The sequence below is a fragment of the Actinomadura sp. NPDC000600 genome (assembly GCF_040492135.1).
Taxonomy (GTDB): Bacteria; Actinomycetota; Actinomycetes; order Streptosporangiales; family Streptosporangiaceae; genus Spirillospora.
This window is the reverse complement of sequence record NZ_JBEUPD010000002.1, coordinates 117346-131900: the sequence shown is the minus strand read 5'-3', so window position 1 is coordinate 131900 and position 14555 is coordinate 117346. Positions and strand designations below refer to the sequence as shown.

The 14555-nt window shown below is 72.3% G+C and carries 16 protein-coding genes; 9 read left to right on the top strand and 7 right to left on the bottom strand.

All coding sequences use genetic code 11. The features are described from left to right. Positions 1-7: 7 nt before the first annotated feature. Positions 8-715, top strand: a complete 708-nt coding sequence (locus ABWI07_RS03435) for a hypothetical protein (RefSeq protein WP_353817579.1) — start codon at positions 8-10, stop codon at positions 713-715. A 64-nt stretch (positions 716-779) separates the two neighbouring features. On the opposite strand, the gene ABWI07_RS03430 is transcribed toward ABWI07_RS03435, so the two are convergent. Next, the gene (locus ABWI07_RS03430) at positions 780-1883 is read right to left on the bottom strand and encodes a DUF8094 domain-containing protein (protein ID WP_149261957.1); all 1104 of its coding nucleotides are present in this window, start codon (positions 1881-1883) and stop codon (positions 780-782) included. A gap of 129 nt (positions 1884-2012) precedes the next feature. Between ABWI07_RS03430 and ABWI07_RS03425 the strand changes: the two genes are divergently transcribed. From ABWI07_RS03425 to ABWI07_RS03415, 3 genes are read left to right on the top strand one after another with little or no spacing between them, the layout of a single operon-like run. Continuing rightward, positions 2013-3143, top strand: a complete 1131-nt coding sequence (locus ABWI07_RS03425) for an ABC transporter permease (protein WP_353817578.1) — start codon at positions 2013-2015, stop codon at positions 3141-3143. Continuing rightward, positions 3140-3868 (top strand): ABC transporter ATP-binding protein, encoded by a 729-nt coding sequence (locus ABWI07_RS03420; protein WP_149261959.1) that lies wholly within the window; start codon positions 3140-3142, stop codon positions 3866-3868. The genes ABWI07_RS03425 and ABWI07_RS03420 overlap by 4 nt, the downstream gene beginning before the upstream one ends. 56 nt (positions 3869-3924) lie before the next feature. Beyond that, complete coding sequence (locus tag ABWI07_RS03415) at positions 3925-4509, top strand: TetR/AcrR family transcriptional regulator (protein WP_149261960.1); 585 nt, start codon at positions 3925-3927, stop codon at positions 4507-4509. A gap of 51 nt (positions 4510-4560) precedes the next feature. On the opposite strand, the gene ABWI07_RS03410 is transcribed toward ABWI07_RS03415, so the two are convergent. The 3 genes from ABWI07_RS03410 to ABWI07_RS03400 are packed head-to-tail and all read right to left on the bottom strand — an operon-like array spanning position 4561 to position 7830. After that, a complete protein-coding gene (locus ABWI07_RS03410) occupies positions 4561-5163 on the bottom strand; it encodes a TetR/AcrR family transcriptional regulator (protein ID WP_353817577.1) in 603 nt (200 codons plus the stop codon). A 4-nt stretch (positions 5164-5167) separates the two neighbouring features. Continuing rightward, positions 5168-6289, bottom strand: coding sequence for a hypothetical protein (locus ABWI07_RS03405; RefSeq protein WP_353817576.1), 1122 nt, complete (start codon positions 6287-6289; stop codon positions 5168-5170). Positions 6290-6306: 17 nt separating this feature from the next. Next, positions 6307-7830 carry an FAD-dependent oxidoreductase gene (locus ABWI07_RS03400; protein ID WP_200842158.1) on the bottom strand — a complete coding sequence of 508 codons (1524 nt, stop codon included), beginning with the start codon at positions 7828-7830 and terminating at the stop codon, positions 6307-6309. Positions 7831-8008: 178 nt separating this feature from the next. Here ABWI07_RS03400 and ppk2 point away from each other — a divergent pair, with 178 nt between their 5' ends. Beyond that, the gene (gene ppk2, locus ABWI07_RS03395) at positions 8009-8812 is read left to right on the top strand and encodes a polyphosphate kinase 2 (RefSeq protein WP_353817575.1); all 804 of its coding nucleotides are present in this window, start codon (positions 8009-8011) and stop codon (positions 8810-8812) included. Positions 8813-8843: 31 nt separating this feature from the next. Here ppk2 and ABWI07_RS03390 read toward each other — a convergent pair whose 3' ends face one another. Beyond that, positions 8844-9086, bottom strand: a complete 243-nt coding sequence (locus ABWI07_RS03390; protein WP_149261964.1) for a hypothetical protein — start codon at positions 9084-9086, stop codon at positions 8844-8846. A 221-nt stretch (positions 9087-9307) separates the two neighbouring features. On the opposite strand from ABWI07_RS03390, the gene ABWI07_RS03385 reads away from it, so the two are divergent. The 4 genes from ABWI07_RS03385 to ABWI07_RS03370 all read left to right on the top strand — a co-directional run bounded on the left by ABWI07_RS03385 (position 9308) and on the right by ABWI07_RS03370 (position 12845). Next, a complete protein-coding gene (locus ABWI07_RS03385; protein WP_149261965.1) occupies positions 9308-10057 on the top strand; it encodes a YwaF family protein in 750 nt (249 codons plus the stop codon). Between the two features lie 393 nt (positions 10058-10450). Then, positions 10451-11173, top strand: a complete 723-nt coding sequence (locus ABWI07_RS03380) for a S1 family peptidase (protein ID WP_149261967.1) — start codon at positions 10451-10453, stop codon at positions 11171-11173. 32 nt (positions 11174-11205) lie between these two features. Then, positions 11206-11763, top strand: coding sequence for a snapalysin family zinc-dependent metalloprotease (locus ABWI07_RS03375; RefSeq protein WP_353817574.1), 558 nt, complete (start codon positions 11206-11208; stop codon positions 11761-11763). 233 nt (positions 11764-11996) lie between these two features. Further along, positions 11997-12845, top strand: a complete 849-nt coding sequence (locus tag ABWI07_RS03370; protein ID WP_353817573.1) for a class II glutamine amidotransferase — start codon at positions 11997-11999, stop codon at positions 12843-12845. Positions 12846-12866: 21 nt separating this feature from the next. Here the strand turns inward: ABWI07_RS03370 and ABWI07_RS03365 are convergent, their stop codons facing one another. Then, positions 12867-13739: a diacylglycerol/lipid kinase family protein gene (locus ABWI07_RS03365; protein WP_353817572.1), complete on the bottom strand. Its 873-nt coding sequence runs from the start codon at positions 13737-13739 to the stop codon at positions 12867-12869. Between the two features lie 153 nt (positions 13740-13892). Beyond that, the gene (locus ABWI07_RS03360) at positions 13893-14438 is read right to left on the bottom strand and encodes a copper chaperone PCu(A)C domain-containing protein (RefSeq protein ID WP_149261970.1); all 546 of its coding nucleotides are present in this window, start codon (positions 14436-14438) and stop codon (positions 13893-13895) included. Between the last annotated feature and the right edge of the window lie 117 nt (positions 14439-14555).

Below are 14555 nucleotides of genomic sequence, written 5' to 3'. Positions count from 1 at the left end.
GCCCTCGGTGGACCAGAAGATGTTCGACGCCGACAGGTCCGCCTCGTTCGGCGCGGCCTGCCAGGCGATGGGGGACACGAGCACCGCCGAGCAGTGGTTCCGGCACGCCCGCGCGGCCATCACCATCGAGCCCAACCCGTGGCAGGACCACATCGCCGTCATGCACTCGATGCTGGAGTGCGGGCGCGACGACCTCGTCCGGGCCCTCCTGGACGACCGCTCCGGGCATCCGCACGGGAGCTTCTTCTGGGACGCGGAGTGGCTCGTCCACCTGCTGCGCACCGGTCGCTTCGACCTGGCCCGCGAGTTCCAGGACCTGCCCGGCTGGGACGTCCCGTACGAGGTGCTGACGGTCCTCGCCGAGCTGGGATTCGCCGATCTGCTGGAGACCTGGGGGGACCATAACTGGGCGGTCGGCGACGAGCTCTTCGAGCCGGCCCGCCGGGGGACGCCACCGGTGCGGCCGCCGGCGCCGACCGACCAGGACGTCCGGGAACTGGCCGAGCGCTACGCCCGCATCCAGGGGATTCCGCACTCGCAGCGCCGGCGCCCGATCGAGGAGCTGATCAGGGCCGCCGCGGAGCGGGGGCACATCTCAGCCGTCCTCGACCTCCTGGAACGGCTGCCGGAGCGCGGTGACTTCAACGACCGCCCCTCGGCGGCGTTCGGTGCGATCTGGCTCCTCTTCACCGGCTTCGACCGGCCCCCGTTCTAGCCGCGGGCGTCGTCCGGCGCCCCTGCCCGCATCCGCTGGTGCGCAGGGGCGCGGAGCGGCGGTGTCAGCTCCCGGTGACGCGGATCGGAGCCCAGCGGAACGCGATCACCTTGACGGTCCCCCGGCCCTTCGGCGGGACGTAGGTGAGCAGCTCGATGCGCTCGACCGTGGTGATGGCCCGCTTCATGCTGGAGCGGCCGGTGAACGGGCGGAGCAGGTCGCCCCAGTCCCGGTGCTTCCAGGTGATCCCGGCGCCCTTGCCCGCATGGCGGAACGACTCGGTCAGCTCGATCGCCGACCAGACGAGCGCGCCGCCGGACGTGGTGCGCACCGCGTACACCGGCGTCTTGGCCCCCGAGTAGGCCGCCGTGCCCGCCCAGCGCTGGGCGCGGAAGGTCTTGCGGTCCTGGAGCAGGCTGGCGCGCTTCTGCTTCGCCCAGGCCGGCACCGTGAACGAGCGGAGGTGCCCGCTCTGCGAGCCCCGGTTGACGGCGTCCGCCAGCGCGGGCGCCACCTGGTTCGGCGCGAGGACGAGCGAGGCGTCGGCCTCCGGGACGACGTCCGGGTAGTCGGCGACGTCCACGCCCGGTGCGATCGGGCCTTTCACCGGCTTGGCGGCCAGCGGCGCGTAGGCGGCGCGCCAGGGGCCGCCCTCCCGGTCCTGGACGAAAACGATGTGGTCCCGCACCGGCGGGTTCGCGCCGCGGTCGGTCATGACCGCGAAGAACCACTTGGGGTGGCCGGTGAACTTGGGGCTCGCCCCGAGGACCTGCCCGTACCTGGCCGGCTTGAACCGCAGCTTGTTCGCCTTGAAGATCCGGTACTTCGCGGCCTCCAGTTGCAGGGACGAACCGGTGTAGACGGTGGCGGCGCCCTTGGCGTTCAGCAGCTTGTGGACGGCGTTGGACTGCGCGACATAGCGCGCCAGGACCGGTCGCACCTGCTGCTCCGTCAGCGCCGGGGCCGGCGGGGGCGGCGGGGCGCTCTCGCCGGGGGCGCCGGCCTCCTCCTTGGCCTTCCCGACGATCCCGCAGCCGCCGGCCGCCAGCGAGACGGCCAGGGCGAGCGCCACGGCGGGACGAGCATGCGGCAACAAGATGATCTCCAATCGGGCCGGGCCCTGCGGCCCGCTCACCTGGCTCAGCGCCAGGAAGATCAGCACTGTCACATCTGTCGCAAATGTCGCGATCAGCCCGCGGGAGCGCCCCCGGTCACGGGGACTCGGCCCCCGGGGCAGGTTGGCGACATCGTGTTGGTATCTTGACGACATGATGTCGACAAAAGCGCGGGTGGGCTGATGTTCCTCGCACTTCGTGAGCTGCGGTTCGCCAAGGTCCGGTTCGGGCTGATGGGCGCCGTCGTCGGGCTGATCGCGGTCCTCATGGTGATGCTGTCCGGGTTGTCGGTGGGACTGGTCCGGGACGGGGTGTCCGGGCTGCAGAACCTGCCGGTCACCTCCTTCGCGTTCGAGCGCGGCGTCCAACACGACTCCGCCTTCTCCCGGAGCGTGGTGGACATGTCCGCCGTGGACGCCTGGCGGAGCCGGCCGGGCGTCGCGGAGGCCGCCCCCTACGGGAACACGCTCGTCAACACCAAGAGCGACCGCGGCGTGGACATCGACCTCGCGCTGTTCGGCGTGGCACCGGACTCGTTCCTCTCCCCCGAGGTGAGCGAGGGCGCGCGCCTGAGCGGCGCGGACGGCATCGTCGTCAGCGACACGGCCCTGGACGCCGGCCTGCGCATCGGCGACACGGTCACGGTCGCCCGCCTCGGGACGAAGCTGCGCGTCGTCGGTGCCACCCCGCGGCAGAACACCTTCGGACACGTCGACGTGGCCTACGTGCCCCTGCGCACCTGGCAGCTGATCAAGGCCGGTGCGGCGCCGGGCGACCCGGTGCCCGCGCACGCCACGCAGGAGATCACCGCCGTGGCGGTGCGCGCGAAGTCCGGGGCCTCGGTCGACCTGGCCGCGGGCGACGCCGCCGCCAGGACCGAGAGCCTCACTCTGGAGGAGTCCTACGGCGCCTCGCCCGGCTACACGGCCGAGACGTCCACGCTCCAGCTCATCCAGGTGTTCCTGTACGCCATCTCCGCACTCGTCGTCGGGGCGTTCTTCGCCGTCTGGGCCATCCAGCGCAAGCACGAGGTCGCCGTGCTGCGCGCCATGGGCGCGTCGAGAGGCTGGCTGCTCCGCGACGCGCTCACCCAGGCGTTCCTCCTCCTCATCGCCTCCGTCGCGATCGGCGCCGGGATCGGCGTCGGGCTCGGCTCGCTCATCACCGGCGGCGGGATGCCGTTCGCCCTCAGCGCCCCGAGCGTCACGGCCGCCGCCGCGGGCCTCGTCCTGCTCGGGCTCGTCGGCGCCGGGGCCGCCGTCGCCCGGATCGCGTCCATCGACCCGGCCACCGCCCTTGGAGGAAACCGATGACCGGCCAGACCACGCCGACCGCCGGGCCGCAGGAGGCCGGCGCGACCGACCGCCCCGGGCTGGTCATGGAGGGCGTCGGCCTGCGGCACGGCGACGGCGCCGAGACCGTCCAGGCCCTCGACGACGTCGACCTGGTGGTGCGCCCCGGAGAGCTTGCCGCGATCGTCGGCCCGTCCGGCGCCGGCAAGTCGAGCCTGCTCGCGGTCGCGGGCGGCCTCGCCCGCCCGGACCAGGGCACGGTCACGCTGGCGGGGGTCGATCTCACGGCCGCCGGCGGGCGGGCCAGGGCGAAGCTGCGGCGCGAGCACGTCGGGTTCGTCTTCCAGTCGGGCAACCTCATCCCCGCGCTCTCCGCCGTCGACCAGCTCCGGCTGCCGATGCGCTTCCGGCCGCGCCGCGCGCGGTCCGGCCGCGACCCCCTCGCGCTGCTGGAGGACGTGGGCATGGCCGGCAAGGCCGACCGGCGTCCCCACCAGCTGTCCGGCGGGGAGCGGCAGCGGGTCGGGATCGCCCGCGCCCTGGTGACCGAGCCGAGCGTGCTGCTCGTGGACGAGCCCACCGCCGCGCTGGACCGGGCGCGCAGCCACGAGATCGTCCGGCTGCTCGCCCGCGAGGCGGGGCAGTACGGCGTGGCGGCCATCATGGTGACCCACGACCACGACGTCCTCGAACACTGTGACACGGTGTACGAGATGATCGACGGGCGCCTGACCGCACTCGCCTGACGCCCCGGCCGGGCCGCCCGGCGGGCGCGACGACGGGACAGGGGAAAGGGGGCCGCGTGCCGAAGATCCAGGCGCCGACCGTGGCGGAGCACCGCGCCGCGCAGCGCGCCGCCCTGCTCGACGCCGCCCGCGGCCTGCTGTCCGAGGAGGCCGAGCGGGCCCCCAGCCTGGCGGACGTCGCCCGCCGGGCCGGGCTCGCCCGCTCCAGCGTGTACGCCTACTTCAAGTCCCGTGACGATCTGCTCGACGCCCTCATCGTCGACACCTTCCCGCGCTGGTCCGCCTACGTCGAGGCGCAGATGGCCAAGGCCGGGACGCCCGGCGACCGGATCCTGGCCTACGTCTACGCCAACCTCCGCCTCGTCGCCCGCGGAGACCACGCGCTGGCCCGCGCCCTCGCGGCCACCGGCCGCACCGACACGCTGGCCAACTCCAGCCGGCTGCTGCACGACGAGCTCCAGACGCCGCTCCGCGCTGCCCTTGCGGAGCACGGCGCGTCCGACCCCGACCGGACGGCCGAACTCATCCAGTCGGTCGTCTACGCCCTGACACGGATGATCGAGGAGGGCCTCGCGGAGCGCGCGGCCCGCCGGCTCGCCCACGAACTGCTCACGCCGTACCTGCGCTCCGCGACGGAGTAAGCGGGACCGTGCCGCCACCGCGGCCGCCGCCTTCGCGCGGCACGCTCGCGGTCAGGCGCGGGCGCGCAGGGCGGGGGCCAGCCAGCGGTTCAGGACGGCGCGGAGCTCGGCCTCGTCCTTCCGCGGCTCGCTCGGGTGCTGGAGCAGCGAGGTCAGCAGGCGCATGACGATCTCGGCGAGCCCGTCGAGGTCGTCCTCGCCGATGCCGGCGGCGGCCCAGTCGACGGGGAAGCGCTGCAGCATCTCGGCGCCGTAGGCGATGGCGTCCGTGGTGGTGGCCCCGCGCCCGAAGGCGGCGGAGTCCTCCAGCTGGAGCAGCAGGCTCAGCTGCGGCTCGCTCGGGATGGTCCGCACGCAGAAGATCATGCCCTCGACCACGGCCTCGGCCGGGTCGCCGATGCCCTCGAGGTGGGCGATCAGCCGGTCCACGAACGCCTCGGCGCCCTGGGCCGCGACCTCGCCGATGATGTCGCTGATGCGGCCGAAGTGGCGGTAGACGGTCTGGCGGGTCACACCGAGCTCGGCCGCGACGTCGGACAGGGTCGTCTTCACGACGCCGTGCCTGTCGATGCAGCGGACCGTCGCGTCGACGATGCGCTGCCGGGCCTCGGCCTCCGACGCGGGAGGGCGGCCGCCCCAGCCGTGGTGCCCCATGGTCTTAGGATCGCACAGGCTCCGCCGTCGTCCGGGGCGCCGTCGCGCGCACCGCGGCCACGGTGAACACGGTGGCGGCGACGGCGCACAGCGCGGCGTACCAAAGGCTCCCGACCGGCGTCCCCTGCTCGGTGACGCCGTCGCTCGACGCCAGGTACGCGGGCAGCGCGACCAGCCAGAAGACGACGTGGACGCCGAGGTACAGCGCCGGATACGTCCGCGCGAACAGCGGCGAAGCCACCGGGGCGGCCTCGCCGGCGCGGCTCGCGCGCCAGGCCTCGGCGAGCAGGTAGAGGCCGGCGATCCACACCGCGGCGAGCTCGACGCCGAGGACGGCCCGCTGGGCCCCGAGGTGGTCCCGGAAGGCGCCGCTGGGCGCGCTCACGATGATCATCGCGAGCGGTGTCACCGCGCCGGCGAGGACGGTGCGCCAGCCGATCTGCGGCCCGGTCAGCGCTGGGCCGTCCCCGCGACCGACCAGGCGGACCACGAGGTAGGTCATCGCGCCGAAGGACACCGAGGCGAACAGGAGCATGCTGTTCATCGGCACCGAGGCGAGCGCGGGCTGGTTGATCTTCTCGTTGGCGGCGTTCCACGCCCACCACCGCAGCTGCGGGCCGAGCTGGTCGAAGACCTCGTAGAAGACCTGGCACGCGAACGCGACGGCCAGCGACCCGGCCAGCGGTCCGCGCCGCGCGAAGACGCCCAGGGCCCGGACCAGCTCGTAGGCGAGCTGCGAGATCGCGGGGTAGAAGGCCACGATGTAGAGCGGCAGCCGGTCGTACATGAACTGCACCGTGAACACGTTGTGGGAGAAGATGAACCCGACGTGCTCCTGCAGCCCGAACCAGCCGGGGAAGTACAGCGGCGGTTCGATCACGGCCAGGTAGACGACCGAGGCGAACCACAGCGAGAGGTTGACCGGGTCGCCGTCGCGGCGCCACCGCCGCCACGCATGGACCAGGGCGAACACCGCGCCGCCGATGACGAGCAGTTCCAGCGCCGGCATGGTGCCGTCGGCGAGGCCGAACGGATTGCGGACGCTGATCACGGGATCGGCGCCGTGGCAGGAGAAGCCGAGTCGCTCGGCGACGCTCTCGGCCGCCGAGTCGCAGGTGTAGCCCATCGCTTGCTCCCTCGGGGTCAGGCGCCGACGAGGTCGTCGCCGCGGGCGCCGCCGGACGGGGAGGCGCCGCGCGGGCCGGCGTAGCCGGTGAAGTCGGTGCCGGGCGGGTCCCGCTGGTCGTCGAACCCGCCGGGCACGATGGTGCGGCCGAGCCGCTGCCGCAGCTTGTAGCGCACGACGCCGAACCAGAACCGCGGGTCCGCGGCCATCTGCCCCAGCGACCTGTCGAGGTTGAACACCTGGGCGAACGTCCGCTCGACGTAGGCGTCCTCGCGGCCGGCGGCGGTGATGGCGTTGAAGATCGGCCAGCTCAGGCGCGCGGTGATCCTGCGGCGCCAGGCAGGGGCGGTCTCGGTTCCCGTCGCGAAGTCGTAGGCCTGGTCACGGGCCATCGCCAGCATCCAGGGCACCTGGAGGGACGCCCTCTGCCGGCGGAGGAACTCGCGGGTGAAGGCGAGGTCGACGGCGCCGCGGACGCGCAGCATTTCGCCGAGGATGAGCGCGGAGCGGGCGGCGGAGCTCATCCCCTGGGCGTAGAAGGGGTTGAAGGCGCAGATCGAGTCGCCGATGCTCACGAGCCCGACCGGGGGCGCCTTGAGCAGGTCGAATCGGCGCCACTTGTTGCCGGTCGAACGGGTCAGGTGCACCTCGGAGGTCGGGGTGCAGGCGCGGGCGGCCCGGCCGAAGACCGGTGTCCGCACACGGTCCGCCGCGGCCTCGAACGCCTCGGCCTTGCGCGGCATCTCGATGCCCCACGACCCCATGCACACGATGGCCCGGTCCCCCTCGATCGGGAAGAAGTTGCTGAGGAACTCGTGCTCGGCGGGGTGGTCGCCGCCGTCCTGGGTCGGGGTGATGACGAGGTGCTTCCACCACCACGACTCCGGGCGCCGGTCGGCGGGCGGGAGGTCGTACCACCGCGAGGTGTAGGTGACCTTGGCGTCGAGGGTCTGCTGCGGCGGCACGTCCCAGCCGGCCGCGCCCAGCCAGTCGACGACCGACGAGCCGCGGCCCAGCGCGTCCACGACCAGGCCGGCGGCCAGGTAGCCGTCCTCGCCCTCGGCGGTGCTGTACTCGACTCCCTCGACGCGGCCGCTCGGGGCCCCGGCCCCGACCGACCGCAGCCCGGTGACGGTCACGCCTTCGCGGATCTCGATGGAGGGCACCTCGCGGACCTTGTCCCGCAGGACGCGCTCGATCAGCACCCGGGAGCTGTAGACCATCGTCATCGAACCCGACTTGCGCGGGGCCCAGCCGTCGTTCTCGCAGTAGGCGGCGTCCATCGACGGCATCAGGTGCATCCCGCCCGCGGCGATCAGCGCCTCCTCGAACCCGGGGAAGATCTCGCCGATCGCGCGCCGGCCGGAGTTGAGGAGGAAGTGCGGGTGCTTGCTCTGGGGGACGCCCCGGCGGTGCTCGGCGTCCGCCGGGAGCCGGTCCCGCTCCAGAACGACCACCCGGTCGAAGCTCCGCGCTAGCACTCCGGCGGCGCACAGCCCCGCCACGCTGCCGCCGAGCACCACGGCCGTCTCGTTCCGCATACCGCCACCGCCCAGACAGTCATTCCTACAGCCAGTCATTCATACATATCGTGAGTGAATGTATGACCCCGGTCGGGCGCGGTCAAGAGGCCTCCCGGACGGCCGGACACTCCGGATCCACCCGCTCACCGTCGCCCGGGATGTCCGGTGCGCCCCTCCTTGGGGTAGAGATGTCCTCATGAGCAAGGTCAAGCGCCTGCCCCGGAACGTGTACGAGCCGGAGCTGGCCCGCCTCCAGGCGGAGTTGGTGAAGCTGCAGGAGTGGGTGCGCAGCGAGGGCGCCCGCGTCGTCGTGGTCTTCGAGGGACGGGACGCGGCCGGCAAGGGCAGCACGATCAAGCGCGTCACCGAGTACCTCAACCCCCGCGTCGCCCGGATCGTCGCGCTGCCCGTACCGACCGACCGCGAGCGCACGCAGTGGTACTTCCAGCGCTACACCGAGCATCTGCCCGCCGCCGGGGAGATCGTCCTGTTCGACCGCTCCTGGTACAACCGGGCGGGCGTCGAGCGCGTCATGGGCTTCTGCTCCAAGCAGGAGTACACGCGCTTCCTCCACCAGTGCCCCATCTTCGAGCGCCTGCTGGTCGAGGACGGGATCCTGCTGCGCAAGTACTGGTTCTCGGTCAGCGACGACGAGCAGGAGCGCCGCTTCCGCAGCCGGATGGAGGACCCGATGCGGCGGTGGAAGCTGTCGCCGATGGACCTGGAGTCCATCACCCGCTGGGAGGACTACTCCCGCGCCAAGGACGAGATGTTCGTCCACACCGACATCCCCGAGGCGCCCTGGTACGTCGTGGAGAGCGACGACAAGCGGCGCGCCCGGATCAACATGATCGCCCACCTGCTGTCGACGATCCCCTACCACGCCGTCGAGCCGCCCCACCTGCCGCTCCCCGAGCGCCCGCCCCCGAAGGGCTACGAGCGCCCGCCGCGCGAAATGCAGACCTACGTCCCCGACCACTCCGCGTCCCTGCTCGAATAGCGCCACCGCCCCGGCGTCACCCCGCGTACGGTCAGACGCCGGGTTCGCCCCTCCGCGCGCCGGGGCGCCGCCGCAGCAGCATCACGATGATCGCGATCGCGCAGAGCACCCCGGGACCGCAGTGCACGAGCAGCACTCCGGCCAGGCTGGGCCCGCCCCAGTCCTCCCGGTAGGTCGCGGGGTCGGTCATGTCGATCACGAACGGCTCGGCGACCGCGCGCGCGACGAAGAACAGGCCGACGACGAGCCCGAGAACCGTGGCGACCTTCCGCACCTTGCGCTCCTTCCCTCGTCCGGACCACGACTTCACTCGCCGTCCATGCTCGCCCGCCGTCCGAGACCGCACATCACCCCGCGAAGCCATCTCTTGCATCACCCTGGAGTACTCAGAGGTCACTCTCAGCACCGGAGACGGCGTCCGCGCGTCGGACGATTCCCTGCCGCCGGGTGGAACCAACGCAGCCGCCGGGCGGCCGGGGCGGTTAGCATCGCCGGATGCCGCTGACCGACGCCGGGCGCTTCGCCGTGTACGGCCCCTCGCACTGGGCGGCGCTCGGGCTGTTCGCGGTCGGCTGCGTCGGCCTGGTGCTCGTCGGCCGATCCCAGCGCGCGGGAGCGGAGCCGGGCGCGGCCTTCGGTGAGCAGGCGCGGGGATTCGGCAAGGCGTACGCGCTGGCGATCGTGTACGTGATGGTCGGAACCCAGGTCCACACCCTGCTCCCCGGCCAGTGGCGGATCGGCGGGTCGCTGCCGCTCCAACTGTGCGACGTGGCCTGGCTGACGGCGGTCGGCGCGCTGTGGACGTTCGGCCGGCGCTGGTTCGCGCTGACCTACTACTGGGGGCTCACCCTCTCGGTGCAGGGCCTGCTCACGCCCGCGCTCAACGGCGGCGACTACCCCGGCATCGACTACCTCGGCTTCTTCGGGATGCACCTGATGATCGTGTGGTCCGCGGTGTACCTGACCTGGGGCCTCGGCATGCGGCCGGACTGGAGCGACTACGGGTTCGCGGTCGCCGCCACCGCGGCATGGGCGGTAGCCACCTTCGTCTTCAACCTCAGCGCGGGGACGAACTACGGATACCTCAACGACAAGCCCGGCTCCGGCTCGGTCCTGGACCTGATGGGCCCCTGGCCCTGGTACGTAATGGTCGAGACCCTGATCATCCTTCTCGGCTGGGCCCTGATCACCTGGCCCTGGACCCGCGCAAGCCGCCCGCCCGAAGCAGCGCGTCAGCGCCCGTAGTCCAGAAACAGCGTGCCGTTCTTCCCCTGCTCGCCCCCTCCCAGCGGCCGCACGCGTCCGACACCGGCGTGAACGCACAGGAGAAGCCGGGTTTCTATTAGCCTCGAAATACACATTGAATATCTAGCGCTATTCACCTTCTAGAGGGCAGTTCTGCCCTCAACTACCCTCCCCTAACTGTGAACCCCGCGAGGATGTCAAGGCGCCCCAGCGCGTACCGACACTTGCGGGGTCGATTCATTTCGACGGCGATTATTTTTCTGACGAACACGCTCCGGCGCAAGGCCGTGGAGGAATGTCAGCGCGAGCGGGGCCCGCCCGCGGCGGCCGGAACCGCTTCTTCACCGGACTCCATACAGCCCCGCGGAAATACCCCCCGATTGGAGAACCGTCATGCGCAGACTGATGCATGCGGCGCTGGTCGCGTGCGCGCTCGCGCTCGCGATGTGCGGCGTGACGTCCGCGAACGCCGCCGAACCGCCCGGTGCGGGCGGGGTGCCGATCATCGGCGGCCACAACGCCACCGAGACGTACTCCTGGATGGTGTCGCTGAGCAACGGCTGCGGCGGCAGCCTGGTCGCGCCCCAGTGGATCGTCACCGCGAACCACTGCGGCCCGGCGTCGCAGGCCCGGATCGGCTCGACCTACAAGAACTCCGGCGGCGAGGTCCGCTACATCGACCGGCGCACCACCCGGTCCGGAACCGACCTCACGCTGATGCACCTGTCCACCCCCGCCCAGTCGGCTCCGGTCAGGATGGCGCAGTCCAACCCCGCCGCGGGAACCCCCGTGCGGCTGCTCGGCTTCGGCTGCATGAGCTGGCCGAGCTGCCGGACCGCCACCGTCCTCCAGGAGATCGACCTGACCGTCCTGCCCAGCAGCCGGTGCGCGGCCGGCGGCGGCACCGCGAACGACGTCTGCGTGTCGGGCGACCGGACGCACTCCGCCTGCCACGGCGACTCCGGCGGTCCCGCCGTCGTCGGCAGCCGCGGCGCCTGGACGCTCGTCGGCGAGACCCACGGCCCCGGCGACAACATGGGCGAGTGCGCGACCACCACGCTCTACACAGGCATCGCGCCGTACCTGTCATGGATCAACCAGCAGATCGGCGGCTGACCCCCCGCTCCCCCCACCTGTAGGAGTTCTCCATGGTGATTCGCAAGATCGTGACGGCGCTGGCCGTCACGCTCGGGCTGTCCTTCCTCGTGCCCGCGCTGGTCGTCGACTCCGCGTCGGCCGCGGCGCCGGTCGCGGTCCGCACCATCTACTACGACGCCAGCACGGCGCAGGAGTTCAGGGCGGCCGTCGACCAGGGCGCCGCCGCCTGGAACGCCGCCGTGCCGGCGATCCAGCTCAAGCCCGCGACCGGCGCGCAGGCCACCGTCAAGGTCTACGCCGACGACGGCTGGCCGCGCACCTACATGGGCGGCTTCGGCCGGGCCACCATCTACATGGGACGCCAGGCCGTCGACGACGGCTTCTACCCGCCGAGGATCGCCGCGCACGAGCTCGGGCACGCCCTCGGCCTGCCCGACAACCGCAACGGACGCTGCGACTACCTGATGTCCGGGCACAGCTCCCCGACGTCCTGCCAGAGCACCACCCCGCACCCGACCGAGGCGGCCCAGGTCACCCGCAACGCGGGCGGCTTCGCCTCCGCCGCGCTCAGCCGCGAGACCCGGTTCGCGGACTGCTTCGTCTTCTGACCGCACAGCACCACTGACCGCACAGCACCGCGGGCACACCGGCTCCACCGTGCCCGCGGTGCCGCGCGTCCGGCTCCATGGCCCCGGGCGTCCCCCCAGCGCGGAGTCGTCCCGCACGGGTGGCTCGCGGGCCTCACCGGGTAGGGATGAAGCAAAAGGGGGGTTTGGTCCTGGCCGCATGGCCGGACGGGCCCCGGTCGTCGCGGCGGCGAAGCGATGCGAGGTGGGTGGCGATGTGCAGGTGGATGGTCTACTCCGGGGATCCCGCCCTGGCGGAGGCCCTGCTCTTCCGGCCGGCCCACTCCCTGATCAACCAGAGCCTGCGCGCCCGGCTGGGAGAGGAGACCACGAACGGGGACGGCTTCGGCATGGGCTGGTTCGGGGAGCGGCGGATCCCCGCCGTGTACAAGAGCATCAACCCGGCCTGGAGTGATCCGAACCTGCTCGAGATCAGCCGGGAGATCCGCACTCCGCTGCTGTTCGCGCACGTCAGGGCCTCGACGGGCGCCGCGGTGCAGCGCAGCAACTGCCACCCGTTCCGGCACGGGCGGTGGCTGTGGATGCACAACGGGTCCATCGCCGACTTCACCAGGCTGAAGCGGGACGTCATGCTCGCGGTCGACCCGTCGCTCTACGCCGAGATCGAGGGGACGACCGACTCGGAGGCCCTGTTCTACCTGTCGCTCACCTTCGGCCTGATGGAGGACCCGCCGGGCGCGGTCGCCCGCGCGATCGGTTTCGTCGAGGACCTCGGCCGGCGCTACGGCGTGCCCGATCCCCTGCAGATGACCGTGGCCACCACCCAGGGCGAGTCGATCTGGGTGTTCCGCTACTCCACCCTGGGACGCACGAGGTCCCTCTTCTGCTCCACCGACATCGCCCAGCTGCGCAGGCTCTACCCCGAGCTGGACGTCCTCCAGGAGCTCGGGACGGAAGCGCGTTTCGTCGTGTCCGAGCCGATCCACCATCTCGAGGGCGCGTGGAAGGAGGTGCCGGAGAGCTCCTACGCGATCGTGCGTCCCGGCGTGAGCGAACTCCACCCGCTCGTCCCGCTCACGGTGCACCAGGAGACCACCGCCTGACCTCTCGGGGGCGGCCCTCTGTCAGGCCGGGGCGATCAGCCGCCACGCGGACGGGCGCAGCGTCCAGGTGCGGCTCGTGTAGGGACCGGAGACCTCGCCGTCGCTGTTGACGCGGAACTCCTGCCCGCTGATCGTCACTTCGCAGGCCTTGGTGTGCAGGACGTCGTCCCGGTAGCGGTGGCTGCCGTCGCGCAGGCGCAGGGCGTACGCGACGCGCGCGAAGGGGCCGGTGGCGGCGGAGACGACCAGCTCCAGTCTCCCGTCCCCCGGGTGCGCGTCCGCCGCCAGCTGGGCGGAGCCGCCCGCGATGCCGGAGGCGTTGGTGATCGCGGCCATGAGGAACCTGCCCTCGGCGACCAGTTCGCCGTCCGCCTCGACCCGCAGCCGCCACCCGGAGTGGCGCACGCCCGCCAGGACCGCGCCCAGCGGGAACGCCGCGGCCTTGAGCGTGCTCTTGAACCGGGTCGCGCTCTCCGCTGCCGCGGCTCCGATGCCCACGTGCACGGCGTTGAGCGTCGCGCGGCCGTCCTCGTCGACGATCATGTCCAGCTCGCGCCGGCCGCCGTCCAGCAGCAGGCGGGCGGCCTCCTCGGGGTCGAGCGGGATGCCGAGGTTGCGGGCGAGGTCGTTCCCGGTGCCCATCGGCAGCAGGCCGACCGTCCGGTCCAGCTCGCCGCGCCGGTGCAGGGTGCCGACCAGGCGGTTGATGGATCCGTCGCCGCCGGCGGCCACGACGACCGCCTTCCGATCCCTGTCCAGCGCCTCGTCGAGGTCTCCGGGCGCGACGCACGGGCAGACGGTCACCTCTTGCCCGGCGTCCCGGAGCAGCGCGGCGACCCGGTCGAGGGTCTCGGCGTCATGCGTACCGGCCTGGGCGTTGGTGAAGAGAAGCATGGTCCTCAGATCGGCCGTGCGGAGCCTCCGGGGGCGTTGCTCGGTGACGGAGGCCTGGGGGGTTCCCACACGGGTCTGCCTTCCCTTCCGCGCTCCGATGATGCGGACCGCAGGTGTCGGACGCATCACGGCGTCCCATGCGGGTGGACGGCGTCAGGGGGCCGGGGAGTAGCTCTGCAGGTCGCCCTGGCGAGCCTGGACCGGGGCGTTCAGGGAACCGCTGCCGGACCGCTGGAAGTGCAGGGTGAGCAGGATGAACTGACCGGTCGAGAGCGGCTTCTTGAGGCCGCGCATGACGATTTTGGCCGACGGCCCGATCTGGACGTCCTGCCCCGCCGGGAGCCGGACGGGCCCACCGATGATCTCCGTGGAGGCGGCCTGCGGCGAGGAGACCGACGTCAGCGTGTCGTCCTCCGTGCGGGGTGCCTGGCTCCCGGAGACGCCGAAGCTCTCGATCGAGCTGGGCGAGTTGACCATGGTCAGGTAGACGGGCGCCGACCCGCCCTGCTTGATCACGGCGCCTCCCTCGCCGCCGAGGACGAAGAGGTTGCGGATGGCGACCTGCCCGACCTGCCCCGCGACGCCCGACGCGGGCGACACGTCGGTGGAGACGGGGTTGCCGCCGCATCCCGCCAGCAGCGCGCCGGCCAGCAGCGCGGGCGCGGCCGGGGCGAGCACGCCGGTCCGAGCGATGTCCATCCGTCTCCCCGATCTGAGATCACCCTCGACCTGCCGAAGATCCCTCGGCGCGCAGCGGACCAAACTCCCAGGTGCGCAAAGCCGCGGGAAGGTGGGCACGGGCGCACGCCGCCTCTC

Excerpts from the sequence above, each read along its gene's own strand:
- ABWI07_RS03425 (WP_353817578.1), top strand. The coding sequence starts at position 2,013 with ATGTTCCTCGCACTTCGTGAGCTGCGGTTCGCCAAGGTCCGGTTCGGG.
- ABWI07_RS03420 (WP_149261959.1), top strand. The coding sequence starts at position 3,140 with ATGACCGGCCAGACCACGCCGACCGCCGGGCCGCAGGAGGCCGGCGCG.
- ABWI07_RS03410 (WP_353817577.1), bottom strand. The coding sequence starts at position 5,163 with ATGGGGCACCACGGCTGGGGCGGCCGCCCTCCCGCGTCGGAGGCCGAG.
- ABWI07_RS03405 (WP_353817576.1), bottom strand. The coding sequence starts at position 6,289 with ATGGGCTACACCTGCGACTCGGCGGCCGAGAGCGTCGCCGAGCGACTC.
- ABWI07_RS03400 (WP_200842158.1), bottom strand. The coding sequence starts at position 7,830 with ATGCGGAACGAGACGGCCGTGGTGCTCGGCGGCAGCGTGGCGGGGCTG.
- ppk2 (WP_353817575.1), top strand. The coding sequence starts at position 8,009 with ATGAGCAAGGTCAAGCGCCTGCCCCGGAACGTGTACGAGCCGGAGCTG.
- ABWI07_RS03385 (WP_149261965.1), top strand. The coding sequence starts at position 9,308 with ATGCCGCTGACCGACGCCGGGCGCTTCGCCGTGTACGGCCCCTCGCAC.
- ABWI07_RS03380 (WP_149261967.1), top strand. The coding sequence starts at position 10,451 with ATGCGCAGACTGATGCATGCGGCGCTGGTCGCGTGCGCGCTCGCGCTC.
- ABWI07_RS03375 (WP_353817574.1), top strand. The coding sequence starts at position 11,206 with ATGGTGATTCGCAAGATCGTGACGGCGCTGGCCGTCACGCTCGGGCTG.
- ABWI07_RS03370 (WP_353817573.1), top strand. The coding sequence starts at position 11,997 with ATGTGCAGGTGGATGGTCTACTCCGGGGATCCCGCCCTGGCGGAGGCC.
- ABWI07_RS03365 (WP_353817572.1), bottom strand. The coding sequence starts at position 13,739 with ATGCTTCTCTTCACCAACGCCCAGGCCGGTACGCATGACGCCGAGACC.
- ABWI07_RS03360 (WP_149261970.1), bottom strand. The coding sequence starts at position 14,438 with ATGGACATCGCTCGGACCGGCGTGCTCGCCCCGGCCGCGCCCGCGCTG.